This window comes from Mycobacterium sp., assembly GCF_046330795.1.
Lineage (GTDB): Bacteria > Actinomycetota > Actinomycetes > Mycobacteriales > Mycobacteriaceae > Mycobacterium.
Genome location: NZ_JAXLSA010000003.1, coordinates 567,212 through 589,248, shown reverse-complemented (window position 1 = coordinate 589,248; position 22,037 = coordinate 567,212). Strand labels below are relative to the sequence as shown.

Here is a 22,037-nt window from a genome sequence, read left to right as displayed (position 1 = left end):
AGCCATGATCCAAGAGCATCGCTATGACGTCGTCATCGTCGGCGCGGGCGGCGCAGGGATGCGCGCGGCCGTCGAGGCCGGGCCGCGGGTGCGCACCGCCGTGCTGACCAAGCTGTATCCGACCCGGTCGCACACCGGGGCGGCGCAGGGCGGCATGTGCGCCGCACTGGCCAACGTCGAGGACGACAACTGGGAGTGGCACACCTTCGACACCGTCAAGGGCGGTGACTACCTGGCCGATCAGGACGCCGTCGAGATCATGGCCAAGGAGGCCATCGACGCGGTGCTCGACCTCGAGAAGATGGGCATGCCGTTCAACCGGACGCCCGAGGGCCGCATCGACCAGCGCCGATTCGGCGGGCACACCCGCGACCACGGCAAGGCCCCGGTGCGCCGTGCCTGTTATGCCGCCGACCGCACCGGCCACATGATCCTGCAGACGCTGTACCAGAACTGCGTCAAGCACGACGTGGAGTTCTTCAACGAGTTCTACGCGCTGGACATCTCGCTGACCCAGACCCCTTCGGGTCCCGTGGCCACCGGCGTCATCGCCTACGAACTGGCGACCGGCGATATTCATATCTTCCACGCCAAGGCCATCGTGTTCGCCACGGGCGGGTCGGGCCGGATGTACAAGACCACCTCCAACGCGCACACCCTGACCGGCGACGGCCTGGGCATCGTGTTCCGCAAGGGACTTCCGTTGGAGGACATGGAGTTCCACCAGTTCCACCCGACGGGTCTGGCCGGTCTGGGGATCCTGATCTCCGAGGCCGTGCGCGGCGAGGGAGGCCGGTTGCTCAACGGCGAGGGCGAGCGGTTCATGGAGCGCTACGCGCCGACGATCGTCGACCTGGCGCCGCGCGACATCGTCGCCCGCTCAATGGTTCTGGAGGTTCTCGAGGGCCGCGGAGCCGGACCGAACAAGGACTACGTCTACATCGACGTCCGCCACCTCGGCGAGGACGTGCTCGAGGCCAAGCTGCCCGACATCACCGAATTCGCCCGGACCTACCTCGGCGTCGATCCGGTGACCGAACTGGTGCCGGTGTATCCGACCTGTCACTACGTCATGGGTGGCATCCCGACCACCGTCGAGGGACAGGTGCTGCGCGACAACAACAACATCGTGCCCGGCCTGTACGCCGCCGGTGAGTGCGCCTGCGTCTCGGTGCACGGCGCCAACCGGCTCGGGACCAATTCGCTGTTGGACATCAACGTCTTCGGACGTCGCGCCGGCATCGCCGCCGCGCAGTACGCAGCCACGCACGACTTCGTCGACCTGCCTTCGGAGCCCGCCGAGATGGTGGTTACCTGGGTCGGGGACATCCTCTCCGAGCACGGCGACGAGCGTGTCGCCGATATCCGCAGCGCCCTGCAGCAGTCGATGGACAACAACGCCGCGGTGTTCCGCACCGAGGACACCCTCAAGCAGGCCCTCACCGACATTCACGCGCTCAAGGAGCGTTATGCACGGATCACGGTGCACGACAAGGGAACCCGCTACAACAGTGATCTGCTGGAGGCCATCGAGCTGGGCTTCCTGCTGGAGCTGGCCGAGGTCACCGTAGTGGGTGCGCTCAACCGCAAGGAATCCCGCGGCGGGCACGCCCGCGAGGACTACCCCAACCGGGACGACACCAACTACATGCGCCACACCATGGCCTACAAGGAAGGCTCTGAGCTGATCTCCGACATCCGGCTGGACTACAAGCCCGTCGTCCAGACCCGGTACGAGCCGATGGAACGGAAGTACTAGCCATGACCGCTATTGCTGAACCCGAAGTCGGCGATCCGCCCCTGCCGCCCGTTCCCGACGGCGCCGTGATGGTGACTTTGAAGATCGCGCGCTTCAACCCGGAGAACCCCGATGCCGCCGGCTGGCAGAGCTTCCGGGTGCCGTGCCTGCCGTCGGACCGGCTGCTGAACCTGCTGCTCTACGTCAAGGGCTACCTCGACGGCACGCTGACCTTCCGGCGGTCGTGCGCGCACGGCGTGTGCGGGTCGGATGCCATGCGGATCAACGGTGTCAACCGGCTGGCGTGCAAGGTGCTGATGCGAGACCTGTTGCCCAAGAACGGGAAACCCCTCACCATCACCATCGAGCCGATCCGCGGGTTGCCCGTGGAGAAGGACCTCGTGGTCGACATGGAGCCGTTCTTCGACGCGTACCGTGCGGTCAAGCCATTCCTCATCACCTCCGGCAATCCGCCTACGCGCGAACGTATTCAGAGCCAGACCGACCGGGCCCGCTACGACGACACCACCAAGTGCATCCTGTGCGCGTGCTGCACCACGTCGTGCCCGGTCTACTGGAGTGAGGGGTCCTACTTCGGCCCGGCCGCGATCGTCAACGCGCACCGGTTCATCTTCGACTCCCGCGACGAGGCTGCCGCCGAGCGGCTCGACATCCTCAACGAGGTCGACGGCGTGTGGCGCTGCCGCACCACCTTCAACTGCACCGAGGCCTGCCCGCGTGGCATCGAGGTCACCAAGGCGATCCAGGAGGTCAAGCGCGCCCTGATGTTCGCGCGCTAGATTTCTTGGCGCGAGCGTGCTGCCATATGTAGTTGCGCGGTGCCGAATTGCATAAGCGTGCACGCTCGGGCAGAGGCTGCGGTGTCCACACTTCGGGCCTCGTACACAGTTAGCCCGCGACCGAATACCACACGTCCGGCATTACCCGCATGCTGCCGGCGTGACACTCGAACTCGATGCGGTCTTTGCCCGGCAGGGCGGCGTGGCGTCGTCTCCCCAGATCCTGCAGGTGATCGACGTGGGAACAATGCAGCGCTACCTACGCCATGGCCAACTCGTCAAGCTCTGGCCCAATGTTTACAGCCAGGGCGCCGTCGATCGGCTCACGCGATTGCGCGGCCTGGACCTACGGTGCGGCGAACCTGTCGCCGTGTGCCTGGGGACCGCGGCGGCACTGTACGGATTCGATACCCAAGGCGTCAGCGCCCTACACGTACTGAATCCCGTTGGCCAGCAACTGCGTAACCGCCTGGGGCTGCTCGTGCATCGCCGGGAGGGTGCGCCGCTGACCGTATACCAGGGCCAACTCGTCACCGCACCAGCCTGGACGGCCGTCGAGGTGGCGCGCTCATTGGACCGGCCGCGCGCATTGGCCACCCTGGACGCCGCCCTGCGCAGTGGTACCTGCAGCACCACGGACCTCATGGCAGCCGCGGGGCAGCAGACTGGCCGACGCGGCATCGTCGCGGTCCGCGAGCTCATCCCGCTCGCCCGCCCGCAGGCCGAGTCGGCGATGGAGAGCGAAGCCCGCCTCGTGATGCTCGACGGCGGCGTGCAGGAGCCAGTCTTGCAGTACGAAGTGGTCGACCGCGACGGTCGGCTGTGGCGACTCGACTTCGCGTGGCCGGATCAACGCCTGGCGGTCGAGTACGACGGATTCGATTACCACAGCTCGCCGGAACACCTTCGCAGAGACCGACAGAAACGGTCCGCGCTCGAAGAACTCGGCTGGGTCATCATCTCGATCGTGGGCGACGACGTGCGCGGGCGGGCGGCGGAGCTGGTGCGAAGAATCAACGCCTGGCTAGACTCACGCGCCGCCGCCTGACCCGCGAACGTGCACCCATATGTGTTTGCCGGCCCTCGAAATACATCTGGGTGCCCGCTCGCGGGGAAAGTGGGGGTCTCGACACGGTCACGGTCGGGTTCCACCCGTGAATCAGTGTGGTCTCGACGCCCTTTTTCCTGCGAATACCGGGTGGAATGGTGCGGGTGTCCCCATCGACCACCCCCATCGGCGGATACTGCGCGCCCGAATTCGCAGCCGTCCGTAGGGAGTTCGAACGCAACTTCACCGACCGCGGTGAGGTCGGCGCAGCCGTCGCCGCGTGGGTCGATGGCCAGCTGGTGGTCAACCTGTGGGGTGGATGGCGCGACGCCGCACGCCAGAAGCGTTGGTACGAGGACACCTTGGCCAGCGTGTTCTCCGGATCCAAGGGATTGACCAGCACCTGCCTGCATCTGTTGGCCGAACGTGGCGTCGTCGACCTGAACAAACCGGTCGCGACGTATTGGCCCGAGTTCGGCCAGGCCGGCAAGGCCGACATCACCCTGGCGAGCGTGCTGGCCCACCGGTCCGGAGTGATCGGCCCCCGGCGGCGGATGACTCCCGACGAGGTACTCGACCGCACCCTGGTCTGCGACCGCCTGGCCGCCGCCGAACCCTGGTGGGAACCGGGTACCGCGCAGGGGTACCACATGGTGACGTTCGGCTTCATCGTCAGCGCGGTGATCGAACGGGTGACGGGACTGACGGTCGGTGAGTTCCTGCGCGCCGAGATTGCCGACCCCCTGTGGGCCGACGTGCACATCGGTCTGGCCGACGCCGACCAGGACCGGTGCGCAGAGATGATCAACAAGCCGCACATCCGGGACGTGTTGGCGGACGGCGGTGCGCCCGAACACCCCACCTCCCTGGCCGAGCATCCGATGGCGGGCCTGGCCGTCACCATGGGCTTCATTCCCGACGACGAAGTCGGATCGGCGGACATCCGACGTTGGCGCGCAGCCGAATTCCCGGGTACCAATGCTCACGTGTCCGCGCTGGGCATGGCGACCTTCTACAACGCGATGGCGCAGGAGAAGCTACTCAGCCGCGAATTGATGGACCTGTGCCGGACGTCGCAGGGGGGCTTCGACCCCGACGTCGTACTGGGCCCGCGGGTCGCCGATCACGGTTGGGGGCTGGGCTACATGCTCAACCAGTGCAGTGTCGCGGGCCCCAATCCGCGGATATTCGGTCACGGTGGGTCCGGCGGATCCTATGCGTTCGTCGATCTCGAGCACCGCATCGGCTACTCCTACGTGATGAACTACTTCGACGCGACGAAGTGCAACGCCGACCCGCGCACGGTGGCCCTCTCCAATGAGATCTACGCGGCGCTCGGCGTGCCCGTATGCACCTGACCCTGGTCGCACCCGCCCCGGTGGAGCACCGCCGCGGGGCCGCAGTGCAGCTGACGGTGCTGGCCGCCGCCGCGTACGTCTACGCCGTGGCCGAGATGGCACCGATCGGTGCGATGCCGGCAATTGCCGCCGACCTGCACGTCGCCGAAGCGCACGTCGGAATGCTCACCGCGGCATACGCTTTCGTCAGTGTGATCGCAACGGTACCGTTGGTGCGCGCCACCGCTCACTGGCCGCGCCGACGCGTCTTCCTGCTCACGCTCGTATGTCTTGCTGTCTCACAAGCACTTTCAGCACTGTCCCCCGGCCTGCTGCTGTTGGGGGCCAGCCGCGTGCTGTGCGCGGCCACGCACGGCCTGATGTGGTCGATCGTCGTCCCGATAGGCGCACGACTCCTGCCGCCCAACCACACCGGCCGGGCCGCCACCGCGGTCTATGTCGGAACATCGGCCGCACTGGTCGTCGGCAATCCGATGACCACGTGGCTCAGCCAGGCCTGGGGATGGCGCCCGACGGTGGGTGCCGTGGCGGTTGCCGCTGCCGTCGTGGCGGTGCTGGCCCGGCTGGCGCTGCCGCGCATGGCCGACGCCACCACCGTTGCGGCACCGAATGCGGCGCGCGGGCCGTATCTCAACCCCCGGCTGATCACGCTGTGCGTCCTGACCACGATCGGGGTCAGCGCGCACTTCGCGTCGTACACGTTCATCGTCCCGATCGTGCGCGACGTCGTCGGCGTCGGCGGGCACGACGAGAATTGGCTACTGGGCGCCTACGGCATCGCCGGCCTGGTGACCATGGTGGTGTTGGCCCGCGCGGTCGACCGGCGGCTGTTCACCACCGTCATCGGTAGCCTCAGCGCGCTGTGCCTGGCGTTCTGGGTGCTGAGCTCGCCGGCCACCGGCATGTCGGTCGCGGTCGGCGCACTCGCCGTCGTCGCCTGGGGCGCCTCGGCTGCCGCACTGCCGCCGATGCTGCAGTCGGCCGCCATTCGAACCTGCGCGGAGCAGCCCGAGCGGGCGTCGGCGCTGTATGTGACGGCATTCCAGATCGGCATCCTGCTGGGGTCGGTCAACGGCGGGCTGGTCTACGGCCACCTCGGCCTGGCTGCGGTCATCGTGACCTCGGCGGCGTTGTTCGCCGTCACCCTCATCGGGGCGGCCTGGCGCCGCGACACCTTCCCCCTCTGATCCAGTCAGCGCTCTCTGCGACGTTGTTCGAGTAGGGCTCGCGGTGGACGCTGACTCGATGGCACCGGAGTGGTGTCACATCCACGCGGGGTACGTCGTCCAAGGGATATGACCACTTCCCGCATTCCCCCATTGACCCCCGAGCGCGCTCCCCTGCTGACCCGGCTGATGTACTGCTACGCCAAGCGGCGGTTCGGCGAGGTGCCCGAACCCTTCACCGCATCGGCGAACCACCGCGGCCTGCTGCTGACCGGCGCGATCCATGAAGCCCTGCTCGAACGCAACTCGAAGGTGCTTCCAGCCGCGGTCCGTGAGCTGGCCGTCTATTGGACGGCACGCACCATCGGCTGCGCGTGGTGCGTGGATTTCGGTTCGATGCTGATGCGTCTGGATGGCCTGGACATGGACCGGCTGACCCACATCGACGACTACGCGATATCCCCGTTGTTCACCGACGACGAGCGGGCGGCCATCGCCTACGCCGACGCCATGACCGTCGACCCACACACCGTCACCGACGAGCAGGTGGCCGATCTTCGGCGCCGGTTCGGCGACGCCGGGGTGATCGAACTGACCTATCAGATCGGGGTCGAGAACATGCGCGCCCGGGTGAATTCGGCGCTGGGCATCGCCGAACAAGGGTTCAATTCTGGGACGGAATGTCGGATTCCGTGGGCCCAGGCCGGCCCTCAGCAGGGCGAAGCGGCGACGCCGTGAACTTGTCCGGGTTCGCGACGTCCCACAGCGCACACACCTTGCCGTCGCGGACCGTCAGCGCCGTCACCCGTGGGTGCAACTGGGGCCAATCGTCCAGCGCAGGCGCGCCCGCCGAGACGAGCCCGAGTTCGCCGTTGACCAGCGCGGGCTCGCCGACCTCGAAGAACCGCGGGCCGTAGCGCTTGGCCAGCCCCAGAACGAACCGGGCCACCCGATCCGGGCCGTGGATCACCTGTGCCGCGGTGGGCGCGCGGCGGTTCGAATCGCCGACGAACGTGACGTCCGGATGCAGCAGTGCAACGACGGCGGAAAGGTCGCCGGAGGCCATCGCGGCCATTAGCCGGCCGACGATCTCATCGTGCTGAGGATCGGGATCCGGTGCGGGAGCGGCGTTCACGGCGCGCCGAGCGCGCGAACCCAGCTGACGAGCCGCGGCATCCGTCGTCCCGAGCACCCCGGCGATCTCCGCGAACGGCACGCCGAACCCGTCGTGCAGGACGAACGCAACCCGCTGATCGGGCACCAAACGGTCGAGCACGACCATGGCCGCGAACCGGGCGTCCTCGTTCGCGACCACGTCGGCCAGCGGGTCGGCGGCACCGAATCGGGTCACCACCGGTTCCGGCAGCCACTGCCCCACGTAGGTCTCGCGGCGGCGCGCCGCGGAGCGCAACCGGTCCAGGCATAGCCGGCTCACCACTGTGGTCAGCCAGGCCCGCAGCTCGGCGATGCCGGCACGCTCGGCGGGCGCCAATCCGTTCCACCGCAACCAGCTGTCCTGCACCGCATCCTCGGCGTCGGCGAAACTGCCGGTCAGCCGATACGCCACGGCCAACAGGTGCGGCCGCAGCGCCTCGAATTCGGAAACCGCCGTCGCGCCGCCATTTGATGCCATCGAAGTCAGCCTACAAGGCCCTCGAAATGCGGAATCCATGGTTTTTAGCCCTTGGGTTATCGAATTCCGTTGTTAGTGAGCACGACAGCCAATGAAACCGTATTCTGCATTTTCTGCGTTCCGCTGAAGCAAGCCGGTCCCGAGGAGCACGCATGAGCAAGGGCGAAGTCACCATGGTTCCCGAGGGGAACAGCGTCGAGAGCAAGGGCCTCAAGGGCGGCGCCCTGGGCCTGCTGTCGAGCATCGTGGTCGGGATGGCGTCGACGGCGCCGGCCTACAGCCTGGCCGCCACCCTGGGCTTCATCGTCGCTAGCGGCGGCGCACTGCTGGCCGGCGTCAAAGCGCCCGCCATCGTGCTGATCTCCTTCATCCCCATGTACTTGATCGCGGTCGCCTACCAGGAGCTCAACAAGGCGGAGCCCGACTGCGGCACCACCTTCACCTGGGCGTCCCGAGCCTTCGGGCCCGTCGTGGGTTGGCTGGGCGGCTGGGGCATCATCGCCGCCGACGTCATCGTGATGGCGAATCTGGCCCAGATCGCGGGTGCCTACTCATTCACCTTCGTCGGTGACCTGGGCTGGCACTCCGCGGCCGAGCTGGCGAGCAGTACGTTCTGGTCCACGGTGGCCGGAATCATCTGGATCGCCGTGATGACCTACATCTGTTACCGCGGCATCGAGGTCTCGGCCCGGCTGCAGTACGGCCTGCTCGGTATCGAGGTGGTGGTGCTGATCGTGCTGTCGATAGTCGCGCTGGTGAAGGTGTACACCCACAACGCCGAGTCCTACTCGCTGACCCCGTCACTGTCCTGGTTCTGGCCGGGCGGTATGGACTTCGGCACGGTGATCGCCCCCGCAGTCCTGATCACGATCTTCATCTACTGGGGCTGGGACACCGCCGTGGCCTGCAATGAAGAGTCCGACGATCCCGGCCGCACCCCGGGTCGGGCCGCGGTGATCTCGACCTTCCTGCTGTTGGCCACCTATGCCCTGGTCAGTGTGGCGGCCGTGGCGTTCGCAGGCGTCGGGACCGAGGGCATCGGCCTGGGCAACCCGGAGAACGCCGAGGACGTGTTCGCGGCGATCGGGCCAGATCTGTTCGGCGACAGCTTCCTCGGGCACGTCGGGCTGCTCCTGCTGTCGGCGTCCATCCTGACCTCGGCATCGGCGTCCACCCAGACCACGATCCTGCCGACTGCCCGCACCACGCTGTCGATGGGCGTCTACAAGGCCCTGCCGGAGTCGTTCGCCAAGATCCACCGGACCTATCTGACCCCAACGGTGTCAACGATCGCAATGGGTGTGGTGTCGGCAGTGTTCTACGTCGTGTTCACCGTCATCAGCCCCAATCTGCTGTCCGCGCTGATCGGTTCGGTCGGCCTCATGATCGCCTTCTATTACGGGCTGACCGGCTTCGCGTGCGTTTGGTACTACCGAAAGACGTTGACCCGCAACACCCGTGACTTCGTCATGCGGGGGCTGGTGCCACTGCTGGGCGGCGTCATGCTGTTGGTCATCTTTGGCTATGGCTTGAAGCAGTACGCCGCTCCGGATTGGCTCACCGACAGCGACGACAACAACGTGACGATCTTCGGCGTCGGCGCCGTCGCCGTGGTCGGTATCGGCGCGCTGGTACTCGGTCTTGTTCTCATGGTCATCTGGCGCTTCATGGCACCGCCGTTCTTCCAGGGGGCGACGCTGGAGCGACGCCACGACCTGATCCTGGAGACGGCCGTGGACGAGGCCGCCGCGGTGGCGCACTTCGGCCTGCCCGACTCGGGCAACATGCCGACGGTGGTGGCTCCCGACTTGTCCAATCTGCCGCCCGGCGAGACGGCGGTCGACCCGGAGACCGGCGAGGAATTCACCAAGAACTAGCCCCACCGGGGATCTGATGCTGCGGCGTCTGCGAGGTCTACTCGTACTTCACCGCGCTGACCTACAGCACTTTCACAGTTTGTCAGACGTTGCAGAATGCCAGCTCCGCTATGTCGCAGACCCGAGTTCCCGCTGTTCAGTCCTGTTGACATCCCCGCCCGAGCAACACATTTGGTGCATACCGATGCACGACCCAGGGCGCCGGGCTATGGTCAGCGAATCGACAGGCTGTTGCCACCACATTGGTAGGTGACAGGTGGGGAACTCGGGGGGTTCTTGTGGGGTATGCGCAGTTCGTGGGCCGGGTCGGTGCGCTGGCGGTGGCGCTGGGCGTGACCAATGTGGTCGGCCAACCGGTGCTCGCCTGGGCCGAGGAGCCCTCATCGAGCACCGACGGTGGCGATTCGACCCCGTCCACCGCTACCCCTGACAAGCCCGCCGAATCGCAGGCCGCGGATCCCACGACCGCACCCACCCACGAACCAACCGACGCCGACGAGGAACCCGCGGATACCGAGGCGCCCGATACCGAGGCGCCCGATACCGAGGCACCCGATACCGAGGCACCTGATACCGAGGCGCCCGAGGACACCGACGTCGACGAGACCGACGTCGAAACCCCCGACCCGACAATGACTCCCGCGCCCGAGGCCGAGGAGAAGGCGCAGGAGCCCAGCGCCGTCGAGGTGCCCGATACCACCGACGCACGCCCCAGCGAGGTCGATCTGGCGCCATCCGCCGACCCGCCTCCTGTCGACGAGGGCGCCGCCGACGACCCCGACACCAGCGATCAGAACCGCTTCGTGGCTCGCGCCCTGACCGTGTCCGGAGTGGACGAGGAATCCCTGGACGCCGCCCTGCCGATGTCGCTGGCCATCCCGGTGTCGGCCGACCTGGTCACCTCCAGCTCCACACCCACAGCGGCGGTCACCATCACCAAGGTCGATCCGGCGACCGTCGAAGAAACTCACCCGTTCCGCTCGCTGGTCCTCGGATTCCTCGGCATCTTCGGATTCGACCCCACCCCCGGCGCCACCAACGACGCCCTGCTGACCGCGCTGTGGGCCGCCTACCGCGGCTACGAGCGCCGCTTCGAGAACGAGACGCCGACCGTCAGCGGTGCCACCATCGTCAGCACCAGCCAGACCGAGGACGGCTACACCGCGGTCAAGATCTCCGTCGGATTCACCGACCCCGACGGCGACACGCTGCACTTCACCACCAGCAACGGTGCCCACGGCACCCTGACCGCCAACACCGACGGCACCTACACCTACCTGACCAACAGCATCGGTACCGACACCGTCACCATCACCGCCGACGACGATGACGGCACCGGCCACCTGCACGGTCTGCTCGGCTGGCTGTTCAAACCCCACGCCGGACACGAGCTCACCGTCACCCTGAGCGTGAACGTCACCGGATCGGTCAACCACGCCCCGTCGGCCACCGACGACACCGCGTCCACCAACGAAGACACCCCGGTAGTCATCCACGTCCTGGCCAACGACACCGACGCCGACAACGACCCCTTGTCGATCGCCGATCACACGTTGACCGCCCACGGAAGCCTCACCCTGAACGCCGACGGCACCTTCACCTACACACCCAATGAGAACTACTACGGCACAGACGAATTCACGTACAGCGTCACGGACGGCACTGGCCCCAGCAACACCGCCACCGTCCACATCACCATTCAGCCCATTAACGACCCACCGACGTTCGATCCGGCGTCGGCGATCACGGCGCTCGATCTCAGTACCGACTGGGGTAGCAAGATCGTCTTCAGCCCGGACGGCAGCCACGCCTACACAGTCCTCACCGCACACGACGAGGCAACCGGCAACGACGCGTTCGCACTGGCCGTCATCGATGCCACCACCAACGCCGTCACCGCGATTCCGCTGTCCGGTTACATCGACGCGAACAGTCTCACCGTCACCCCGAACGGCACCCGAGTACTCGCCTATGGAGCGTCGTACGACGAACCATCTACCTACTCCCTGACGGTTCTCGACACCGCGAGCAACACCGTCAGCACCATCCCGTTCCCCGGTTATGTCTACAACCCGCTACTCGACATCATCGTCAGCCTGGACAGCAGCCACGCCTATATCAGCTCCCAGGACAGCGCCACCTACCGCTACGTGTCCAATGTCTTTGACCTGACGGCAAATAGCGTCATCAGCGTCACGCTGCCCGCGCGCTTCTATCCGTATCAGCCCAGTTTCAACAGCGATGGCAGCAAGTTGTACCTACCGGCCGGCGGGGACTACCTGACCGGCTACCAACAAACGCTGTCGCAGATCGACAGCAGTACTGGTGCGGTCAACACCATCACGATGCCCGGCTATCCGCAAACCTTGACCTTCAGTTCCGACGGAACCCGCGCGTACGCAACCTTCGCCGCGAACGCCACCTGTACCGAGGGCAACTGCCTGGCCGTGATCGACACCGCAGCGATGACAACCACCTGGATCACCGTCCCCGCCATCTCCAGGACCATGGTGATCAGCGCCGACAACAGGTACGTGTACGCCACTGCCTCCGACAACACGCTGATGGTCGTCGACACCGCAACAGCCTCCGTCACCAGTATTCCACTGACCGGCAGTGCGTCCATGGAATACCTGCTGGCGGTGGCCCCGGACGGCAAGACTGCCTACGCCGTCACAGGATCCGGTGAGTTCAGCAATTACCAGTGGCAAGACCATTCACTGGAGATCGTCGACCTCACAAACCACGCCGTCACGGCAATCCCGTTGGACGGCAATCCAAATCAATTGGCGCTCAGCCCCGATGGCACGTTCGTCTACTTCAACGACAACGACCCGGACACGGGCCACAGCGCAGTGGTGTTGATCGATACCGCCACCAATATCGTGACCCGAATCCCCACTGACAGCCCGGGGTCGTGGCTCACCATCAGTGCCAACAGCGGGCGCCTGGTCGAGATCCGCACCATCGACTCGGTGTCGACGATCGTCGCGGTCGACACCGCCGCCAAGACGGCTGCCGCCATCCCGTTGCCGGCGACCGCCGCGCGCTACGCGGTGAGCCCGGACGGACTCCAGGTGTACGCGTGGACGGGTGATGAGGACGGGAACTATTCGCTGATCAGGGTTCTGCTTGGAGTCGGGACCACAGTCGATGAACCGGACCAGGCCAGTGGCGTGGTGACGGGAACGGTGAAAGCCACTGACCCCGAAGGGGATCCACTGACCTACGCCCTGGGCGACGGCGCGTCCCACGGCACCGCGACGGTCCACCCCGACGGGACCTTCACCTACGTGCCCACCCCGGAAGCCCGGCACAACGCCGCAACGGGCGGCGCCACCACCGACAGCTTCACCGTCACCGTCGTCGACGGACACGGTGGCTCGGCCTCGACGTCGGTGACCGTCACCGTGGCCCCCGAGGCTGTCTCCCCGCAGGCCGGTGCAGATACGGCGGTCACCGATGAGGACACCCCGGTGACCATTGCCGTGTTGGCCAACGACACCGGCAGCGGCGCACTGAACGTCACCACCGTATCGCAGCCCGGCCATGGCAGCGCGGCGATCAATGCGAACGGCACTATTACCTACACCCCGGACGCCGACTACAACGGCGACGACTCGTTCGTGTACACCCTCAGCGCCGGCACTGCCTCGAGCGTGGGCACCGTGTCCGTGACCGTCAACCCCGTCGACGACGCCCCGGTGATCCAATCCGTCGTCACCACAGCACTCTCGGCCACGAGCTGGCGGATCACCGTCACCGCGTACGACCCCGACGGCGATCCTATCGATATCACGCTCACGCCAACAGATCCCGTGCACGTCACCATTACACCCGAGGTGAATCTGTTGAGCGCCAGGATGTTCAGCGTCGCCACCCTCGACGCCGGCCCGGAACCCACCACCGTCAACTACGTGGCCGAGGTCGACCCCGACTATGCGGCGGCCCATCCCGGCCAGCCTGTCGGCGCCACTGTCGGCGTCACCGATGGGAACAGTCCAGAAGTGACCCAACAACAGCAGGTCGCCACGATCACCAATATGATCGGGTTCGGTGACTCCAACGGGTTCGGGCTCGTCGATCTCCCTGCTGCTCCGGCCGGTCTGAGCTACACGAAAGTCATTGTAGGACTGGTTAACTCGGTGGCATTACTCTCCGACGGCACAGCGACCCTCTACGGCGAGACCGGCGGCGGATTCTTCCAGATTCCCGACCTGCCCGCGAACGTCACCTATACGGACGCCGCCTACTCTGACTTCACCCTGTTCCTGCTGCGATCCGACGGCTCACTCGTCACCGCAGGTATCGCGGATCCCTTGTCCAGGATCCCCGCTGCACCCGACGGACTCACCTACACCGGCATCGTGAGTACCGTCGGGCACACGGCGCTGCTGCGCTCCGACGGAGCCGTCACCGTGGCCAACCTCAACGACGCAGATTCCTCCGGAGCCCAAGTTCTCACCGCGGGCGGCGGTCTCTCCTACACCCAGGCGGCCATCGCCGACGATCACGTCGTACTGCTCCGGTCCGACGGCACGGCAGTGGCCCTTACGATCCCCGGTGCCTCCGGAACCCCGAATTCCTTTGGGCAACTCGATGTCCCGGCCCTTACGAGCGGAATGACCTATACCCAGGTCGGGGCCGGCGACGGTTTCACCGTGCTGTTGCGTTCCGACGGCGAGGTGTTGGCCTTCGGCAAGAAGGACACCGACTACGTCGACCTGCCTCCGCTACCACCTGGAATGACCTATACCGCGATCGCCGTCGGCAACTCCTCGGCTCTCGCACTGCGCTCGGACGGGGCGGTGGTCAATTTCGGGAATGGCATTGCGCACATCGCCATTCCTGACCTTCCCGCCGAAACCATCTACACCCAGATCTATGCGGGGCTGGACGGCACCGGTGTGGCCGCCACCGCGCACACCACTGGATTATCGGCGGTACCGGATCAAGCGACCGGCAACGAAGACACCGAGGTGACCGTGGCCGTGCTCGCCAACGACACGGATCCCGACGGCAACCCGCTCACCGTCAGCGGTGCGACTCCGGGCGCCCATGGCACCACCGTGGTGAACGCCGACGGCACCATCACCTACACCCCGGACGCCGACTACTACGGGGCAGACAGCTTCGCCTACACCTTGTCCAACGGTGTCACGTCCACGGTTGCCGGCGTCATCGTCAAGCTCACCGCGGTCAACGATCCGCCCCGAGCCCAGGACGCCGACTACTACGGCGTCGCGGCGGGGTCGGTCCTCTACATCAACATGGCCGACAAGGTCTACGACCCGCCGGACCCGCTGGTCTTCCCGTTCAACGGCCTGGTCCAGTTGGAGATCGCCAGCCAGCCGGGCCTGGGTTCGGCCAGCTTCTCGCAGCTGACGTATCTGACCTACATCGCCCCGGCGGATCTGGACGGCGCCACCTCCACGACCTTCACCTATTACGGCAACGACGGGCTGTTACACGGCAACGTCGCGACGGTGACAATCCACTTCGTCTAACACCGAGGAACAGTAGGAACAAAGGGGGTTCTTGTGGGGTATGCACAGTTCGTGGGCCGGGTCGGTGCGCTGGCGGTGGCGCTGGGCGTGACCAATGTGGTCGGTCATCCATCCATCGCCTGGGCCGACGAGCCCTCATCGAATACCGGCACTGAATCGGCCCCGTCCACGGGCTCACCGGACAAGCCGAGCACCGAACCCGACAAGCCCACCCAGACCCAGTCCGCGGACCCCACGACCGCGCCCAGCCACGAGCCGGCCGACACCGACGAGGATGACCCCCAAGGCGACCCTCAAGACACCCAGGACCCCGACACCGAGGCACCCGAGGACACCGACGTCGACGAGACCGACGTCCAAACCGCCGACCCGACAACGGCTCCCGCGCCCGAGACCGAGGAGGACAAGGATCCAGAGCCCAGCACCGTCGAGGTGGCCGACACCACCGACACGCACCCCGGCGAGACCGACCAAGCGCCACCCGCCGACCCGGCCGGCACCGACGACGGCGCCAACGACGACCCCGACACCACCGATGATCAGAGCCAGTTCGTCGTCCACGCCCTGACCGTCTCCGGCCTCGACGAGGAATCCCTCGACACCCAGATGAGGATGTCGGTGGCCGGCCTCGTGGCCACCGACATGGTGAGCCCCCCGGCAAGCGCCTCCCCGACCTCCGCGGTCACCATCACCTCGGTCAGCCCCACCTCGGTGACCGAGGATCACCCGTTCCGTTCCCTGGTCCTGGGCGTCCTCGGCCTGTTCGGATTCGACCCCAACGCCGCCACCAACGACGCCCTGCTGGCCTCCCTGTGGGCCGCCTACCGCGGCTACGAGCGCCGCTTCGAGAACGAATCGCCCACCGTCGGCACCGCCACCGTGATCGACACCAGCCAGGGCGAGGACGGCTACACCTCCGTGCGGTTCTCCGTCGGCTTCACCGATCCCGACGGCGACGCCCTGCACTTCACCACCACCGACGGCCACGCCGGCACCCTGACCGACAACGGCGACGGCACCTACACCTACAAAACCCTGACCCCAGGCGTGGACTCGGTCACCATCACCGCCGACGACGACGACGGCACCCACATCCACGGCCTGCTCGGCTGGCTGTTCAAGCCGGACGCCGGGCACACCCGCACCGTGACCCTGACCATCGATGTCACCGCACCACCGGTCAACCACGCACCCGTCGCCGTCGACGACGCAGTCCCCACCGATGAAGACACCCCCGTCGTCATCGATGTCCTGACCAATGACACCGACGCCGACGGCGACCCGCTGTCGATCGGGTCCTACGGCACCGCCTCCCACGGCACCGTGGTCCTGAACGCCGACGGCACCTTCACCTACGTTCCCGACGAGAACTGCAACGGCGCAGACGAATTCAGCTACACCGTCACTGACGGCACCGCCCCGAGCAACACCGCCACCGTGCACATCACCATCGACCCGGTCAACGACGCCCCCGTCGCCCACGACGGCACCGTGCACAACGTCTCGGAGAACAGCACCGTCAGCGCCACCCTGGCCAACCTCGTCAGCGACGCCGACGGCGACACCCTGACCCTCGAAGTCGTCGACCAACCCGAACTCGGCTCCGTCACCTTCGTCACCAACACCGGCTTCTTCTACTACGCCCCACCCGAAGTCGGCACCGCCACCACCACCACCTTCACCTACCGCGCCTTCGACGGCACCGACTACAGCAACACCGCCACCGTCACCATCGAATTCGTCAACACCAACGACGCCCCCACCACCACCGACGACGACCTCAACACCGACGAAGACACCCCCCTACTCATCACCCCAAACACCCTGCTGGCCAACGACACCGACCCCGAGAACGACCCCCTGACCATCACCACCGTCAGCAACCCCGGCCACGGCACCCTGACCACCAACACCGACGGCACCTACACCTACACCCCCACCACCAACTACAACGGCGACGACTCCTTCACCTACACGGTCAGCGACGGCACCCTCACCTCACAGGGCACCGTCCACCTCACCATCAACCCCATCAACGACGCCCCCGTCGTCCACGACGGCACCGTGCACAACGTCTCGGAGAACAGCACCGTCAGCGCCACCCTGGCCAACCTCGTCAGCGACGCCGACGGCGACACCCTGACCCTCGAAGTCGTCGACCAACCCGAACTCGGCTCCGTCACCTTCGTCACCAACACCGGCTTCTTCTACTACGCCCCACCCGAAGTCGGCACCGCCACCACCACCACCTTCACCTACCGCGCCTTCGACGGCACCGACTACAGCAACACCGCCACCGTCACCATCGAATTCGTCAACACCAACGACGCCCCCACCACCACCGACGACGACCTCAACACCGACGAAGACACCCCCCTACTCATCACCCCAAACACCCTGCTGGCCAACGACACCGACCCCGAGAACGACCCCCTGACCATCACCACCGTCAGCAACCCCGGCCACGGCACCCTGACCACCAACACCGACGGCACCTACACCTACACCCCCACCACCAACTACAACGGCGACGACTCCTTCACCTACACGGTCAGCGACGGCACCCTCACCTCACAGGGCACCGTCCACCTCACCATCAACCCCATCAACGACGCCCCCGTCGTCCACGACGGCACCGTGCACAACGTCTCGGAGAACAGCACCGTCAGCGCCACCCTGGCCAACCTCGTCAGCGACGCCGACGGCGACACCCTGACCCTCGAAGTCGTCGACCAACCCGAACTCGGCTCCGTCACCTTCGTCACCAACACCGGCTTCTTCTACTACGCCCCACCCGAAGTCGGCACCGCCACCACCACCACCTTCACCTACCGCGCCTTCGACGGCACCGACTACAGCAACACCGCCACCGTCACCATCGAATTCGTCAACACCAACGACGCCCCCACCACCACCGACGACGACCTCAACACCGACGAAGACACCCCCCTACTCATCACCCCAAACACCCTGCTGGCCAACGACACCGACCCCGAGAACGACCCCCTGACCATCACCACCGTCAGCAACCCCGGCCACGGCACCCTGACCACCAACACCGACGGCACCTACACCTACACCCCCACCACCAACTACAACGGCGACGACTCCTTCACCTACACGGTCAGCGACGGCACCCTCACCTCACAGGGCACCGTCCACCTCACCATCAACCCCATCAACGACGCCCCCGTCGTCCACGACGGCACCGTGCACAACGTCTCGGAGAACAGCACCGTCAGCGCCACCCTGGCCAACCTCGTCAGCGACGCCGACGGCGACACCCTGACCCTCGAAGTCGTCGACCAACCCGAACTCGGCTCCGTCACCTTCGTCACCAACACCGGCTTCTTCTACTACGCCCCACCCGAAGTCGGCACCGCCACCACCACCACCTTCACCTACCGCGCCTTCGACGGCACCGACTACAGCAACACCGCCACCGTCACCATCGAATTCGTCAACACCAACGACGCCCCCACCACCACCGACGACGACCTCAACACCGACGAAGACACCCCCCTACTCATCACCCCAAACACCCTGCTGGCCAACGACACCGACCCCGAGAACGACCCCCTGACCATCACCACCGTCAGCAACCCCGGCCACGGCACCCTGACCACCAACACCGACGGCACCTACACCTACACCCCCACCACCAACTACAACGGCGACGACTCCTTCACCTACACGGTCAGCGACGGCACCCTCACCTCACAGGGCACCGTCCACCTCACCATCAACCCCATCAACGACGCCCCCGTCGTCCACGACGGCACCGTGCACAACGTCTCGGAGAACAGCACCGTCAGCGCCACCCTGGCCAACCTCGTCAGCGACGCCGACGGCGACACCCTGACCCTCGAAGTCGTCGACCAACCCGAACTCGGCTCCGTCACCTTCGTCACCAACACCGGCTTCTTCTACTACGCCCCACCCGAAGTCGGCACCGCCACCACCACCACCTTCACCTACCGCGCCTTCGACGGCACCGACTACAGCAACACCGCCACCGTCACCATCGAATTCGTCAACACCAACGACGCACCCACCGCCACCGACGACACCGCCACCACCGACGAAGACACTCCCGTCGTCATCGACGTCCTGGCCAACGACACCGACCCCGAGAACAACACCTTGTCGGTCGGATGGTTCAGCCACGGCGCCCACGGCACCGTCACCCGCAATGCCGACGGTACCCTGACCTATAGTCCCGATGAAAATTACAGCGGCACAGACGAATTCAGCTATACTACCGCCGACGGCGCCCTCGACGCCGAGGCAACCGTCCACATCACCATCAACCCGGTCAACGACGCCCCCGCGATCAGCGGGGTGGTGTCCAATCCGGAGACCGGCAACACGTGGTCCATCACCGTCATCGCCGATGACCCGGACGGCGATCCCCTGACGACCACCGTCACGGCTAACGACCCCGAACACGTCGACGTGACCGGCTCCGGTGAGTCCTACGTTGTCACCGTCATCGACACTGCCTGGGCCACAGCACATCCCGGACTCCAGATCAGCATCATCGTCACTACGACAGACGGCGACAACAGTGTCGAGACCACGTCCGTGATCGGGACCGTCAACAACGCGTACGCCGTCCTGGGCAATTACGGGCAGACCGAGATCCCGGCCCTGCCGGCCGGTCTCCTCTACACCCAAGCGGCAACCGGCTTGGAGCACACCGTGTTGCTGCGCTCCGATGGCACCGTCGTCGCGATCGGCGACAACACCTACGGGCAGACCGACATCCCGGCACTTCCGCCCACACTCACCAACACCAGCATCGCCGCCGGTGACTACAACACCATCCTTGTGCGCTCCGACGGGACGGCCGTCTCTGTCGGCGACAACACCTACGGGCAGAACGACATCCCCGAACTGCCCGCCGGGCTCTCCTACACCCAGGCTGACGGTGGAGGTGGCTTCACGGTGTTGCTGCGTTCCGACGGCACAGCAATTGCCCTTGGCAACAACACTCATGGGCAGACCGACATCCCCGAACTGCCCGCCGGGCTCACCTACATTCAGGTAGCCGCTGGCGAATCGTATACAACACTGCTGCGTTCCGACGGTGTGGCCGTTGGAATCGGATATGGGTTCTACGGTCAGGCGGATATGCCGTCGCCGCCCGCTGGGCTGACGTTTACCCAGGTCTCCGCCGGTAACAACCAGACCGTGCTGCTGCGCTCCGATGGCCAAGCCGTCGCGGTCGGCTTTGGATTCGATGGGCACAGCGTGATCGCGCCAACGCCCGCGGGAATGGTCTACACCCGGGTGACGGCCGGCGAGTGGTACGCGGTGCTGATCCGCTCCGACGGGCAGGCCATCACGGTCGACTTCAACGACTACGGCCACAACGAGCTTCCCGCGCCACCCGATGGTGTGGTGTACACCCAGGCGGTCGGCCGTTGGCACATGGTGCTACTCACCGCGGTCGGAAACGGACCGCACGCCCTCGCGGATACCGCCGCGACCGACGAGAACGGGTCGGTGACCATCACCGAAGCGCAGCTGCTGGCCAATGACACCGACCCACAGAATGATCCGCTGACCGTTATCGGGGTATCGCAGGGACTGCACGGCACCACCTCGGTCAGCGCGGGTGTCATCACGTACACCCCGACTGCCGGCTATCACGGCGAGGACAGCTTCACCTACACCGTCACCGACGGCACCCTCGACGCCCTGGGAACCGTCACCGTCACCGTCAACCCAATCAACGACGCGCCGGTCATCGAATCCGTGACGTCAACTCCGGGCATCGGTAACAGCTGGGCGGTCACGGTGGTGGTGAGTGATCCCGACAACGACACCGTGACGATCGGCGCGGCCACGGCTGACACCGACCACGTCGTTGTCAGCGGCTCCGGCGGCACCTACACGGTCACCGTCACCGACACCGCTTGGGCCGCAGCCAATCCGGGTGCACAGGTGTACGTGACGGTCACCGCCGACGACGGACGAACGACGACCACGAAGACGGTGGCCGTCGGCACGGTCAACAATGCGGCGGTCCTGGGCACCTTCGACATCGTGAACGTGCCCGCGTTGCCCGCGGGCGTCTCCTACATAGGCGGCAGCGCCGGCTATTCGCACAGCGTGCTGCTGCGCTCCGACGGCCAAGCCGTTGTACTCGGCAACGACTTCGGCGGACCGCCCGACGCCCCTGGCCTGCCCGACGGAGTCACCTACGTTGCGGCAGCAGCCGGAGGCTTCCACACCGTACTGATCCGGTCGGACGGTCAGGCCGTCGCCTTCGGCACTGACTACGACGGCGAGACCGTAATCCCTCCCCTACCTGATGGGGTCACCTACGTCGCCGCATCCGCAAGCCAGGAACTGACGGTCTTGCTGCGCTCCGACGGCCAAGCAGTGGCGATCGGCGTCCTCTCTGCGGTGCCCGCCTTACCCGACGGCCTGACCTACACTGCTGTCGACGCCGGACACTTCTTCGCAGTCCTGCTGCGGTCGGACGGCGCCGCGATCGCCGTCGGCAGCGGCCTATTTCAAGAGGGCCAGACAGACATCCCCGCCCTGCCTGCGGACCTGATATACACCCGCATCGCCACTGGGGCCTACCACACCTTGCTGTTGCGCTCCGACGGCACGGCCGTCGCCATCGGTAACGATGACTTCGGCCAGGTCGACATTCCGCCCCTGGCCAGCGGTCTGACCTACACCGCCGTCGACACCGGCTACTACCACGACGTCCTTCGCCGCTCCGACGGCGCGATAGTCGCCGTCGGACGCAACTACGAGGGCCAGACCGACATTCCCGCACTGCCCGACGGCGTCTCCTATTCGGCAGTCATCGCGGGGTATTACAGCACCATCGTGATCACGTCCAAGGCCACGGCAACCTAGGCTCCGGCGACGACGGTGGCCGCGGTAC

Annotated in this window: 10 protein-coding genes; 9 read left to right on the top strand and 1 reads right to left on the bottom strand. The window is 66.1% G+C overall.

Going from position 1 to position 22,037, the window contains the following annotated elements; translation table 11 throughout:
• The first annotated feature begins 4 nt into the window (after nt 1-4).
• The 6 genes from sdhA to U0R18_RS14190 all read left to right on the top strand — a co-directional run bounded on the left by sdhA (nt 5) and on the right by U0R18_RS14190 (nt 6,848).
• Nucleotides 5-1,759, top strand: coding sequence for a succinate dehydrogenase flavoprotein subunit (gene sdhA / locus U0R18_RS14215; protein ID WP_526369348.1), 1,755 nt, complete (start codon nt 5-7; stop codon nt 1,757-1,759).
• Between the two features lie 2 nt (nt 1,760-1,761).
• Complete coding sequence (locus U0R18_RS14210) at nt 1,762-2,538, top strand: succinate dehydrogenase/fumarate reductase iron-sulfur subunit (protein ID WP_526369346.1); 777 nt, start codon at nt 1,762-1,764, stop codon at nt 2,536-2,538.
• A 160-nt stretch (nt 2,539-2,698) separates the two neighbouring features.
• Nucleotides 2,699-3,586 (top strand): endonuclease domain-containing protein, encoded by an 888-nt coding sequence (locus U0R18_RS14205; protein ID WP_526369345.1) that lies wholly within the window; start codon nt 2,699-2,701, stop codon nt 3,584-3,586.
• A gap of 155 nt (nt 3,587-3,741) precedes the next feature.
• Nucleotides 3,742-4,944, top strand: a complete 1,203-nt coding sequence (locus U0R18_RS14200; protein WP_526369343.1) for a serine hydrolase domain-containing protein — start codon at nt 3,742-3,744, stop codon at nt 4,942-4,944.
• Entirely contained in the window at nt 4,935-6,131 is a 1,197-nt protein-coding gene (locus U0R18_RS14195) for an MFS transporter (RefSeq protein ID WP_526369341.1), read from the top strand. Before U0R18_RS14200 ends, U0R18_RS14195 begins: the two co-directional genes overlap by 10 nt.
• Nucleotides 6,132-6,239: 108 nt before the next feature.
• Complete coding sequence (locus tag U0R18_RS14190; protein WP_526369339.1) at nt 6,240-6,848, top strand: carboxymuconolactone decarboxylase family protein; 609 nt, start codon at nt 6,240-6,242, stop codon at nt 6,846-6,848.
• Here the strand turns inward: U0R18_RS14190 and sigJ are convergent.
• Nucleotides 6,775-7,743, bottom strand: a complete 969-nt coding sequence (sigJ, locus tag U0R18_RS14185; protein WP_526369337.1) for an RNA polymerase sigma factor SigJ — start codon at nt 7,741-7,743, stop codon at nt 6,775-6,777. The genes U0R18_RS14190 and sigJ overlap by 74 nt on opposite strands.
• Before the next feature lie 152 nt (nt 7,744-7,895).
• Between sigJ and U0R18_RS14180 the strand changes: the two genes are divergently transcribed.
• From U0R18_RS14180 to U0R18_RS14170, 3 genes are all read left to right on the top strand, one after another.
• Entirely contained in the window at nt 7,896-9,620 is a 1,725-nt protein-coding gene (locus tag U0R18_RS14180; RefSeq protein ID WP_526369335.1) for an amino acid permease, read from the top strand.
• Nucleotides 9,621-9,916: 296 nt separating this feature from the next.
• Entirely contained in the window at nt 9,917-15,127 is a 5,211-nt protein-coding gene (locus U0R18_RS14175) for an Ig-like domain-containing protein (RefSeq protein WP_526369333.1), read from the top strand.
• Nucleotides 15,128-15,160: 33 nt separating this feature from the next.
• Nucleotides 15,161-22,009 (top strand): Ig-like domain-containing protein, encoded by a 6,849-nt coding sequence (locus tag U0R18_RS14170; protein WP_526369331.1) that lies wholly within the window; start codon nt 15,161-15,163, stop codon nt 22,007-22,009.
• Nucleotides 22,010-22,037 lie beyond the last annotated feature (28 nt).

Bases quoted from the DNA above. Each gene is read 5' to 3' on its own strand.
- sdhA (WP_526369348.1), top strand. From the start codon at position 5: ATGATCCAAGAGCATCGCTATGACGTCGTCATCGTCGGCGCGGGCGGC.
- U0R18_RS14210 (WP_526369346.1), top strand. From the start codon at position 1,762: ATGACCGCTATTGCTGAACCCGAAGTCGGCGATCCGCCCCTGCCGCCC.
- U0R18_RS14200 (WP_526369343.1), top strand. From the start codon at position 3,742: ATGGTGCGGGTGTCCCCATCGACCACCCCCATCGGCGGATACTGCGCG.
- U0R18_RS14195 (WP_526369341.1), top strand. From the start codon at position 4,935: ATGCACCTGACCCTGGTCGCACCCGCCCCGGTGGAGCACCGCCGCGGG.
- U0R18_RS14190 (WP_526369339.1), top strand. From the start codon at position 6,240: ATGACCACTTCCCGCATTCCCCCATTGACCCCCGAGCGCGCTCCCCTG.
- sigJ (WP_526369337.1), bottom strand. From the start codon at position 7,743: ATGGCATCAAATGGCGGCGCGACGGCGGTTTCCGAATTCGAGGCGCTG.
- U0R18_RS14180 (WP_526369335.1), top strand. From the start codon at position 7,896: ATGAGCAAGGGCGAAGTCACCATGGTTCCCGAGGGGAACAGCGTCGAG.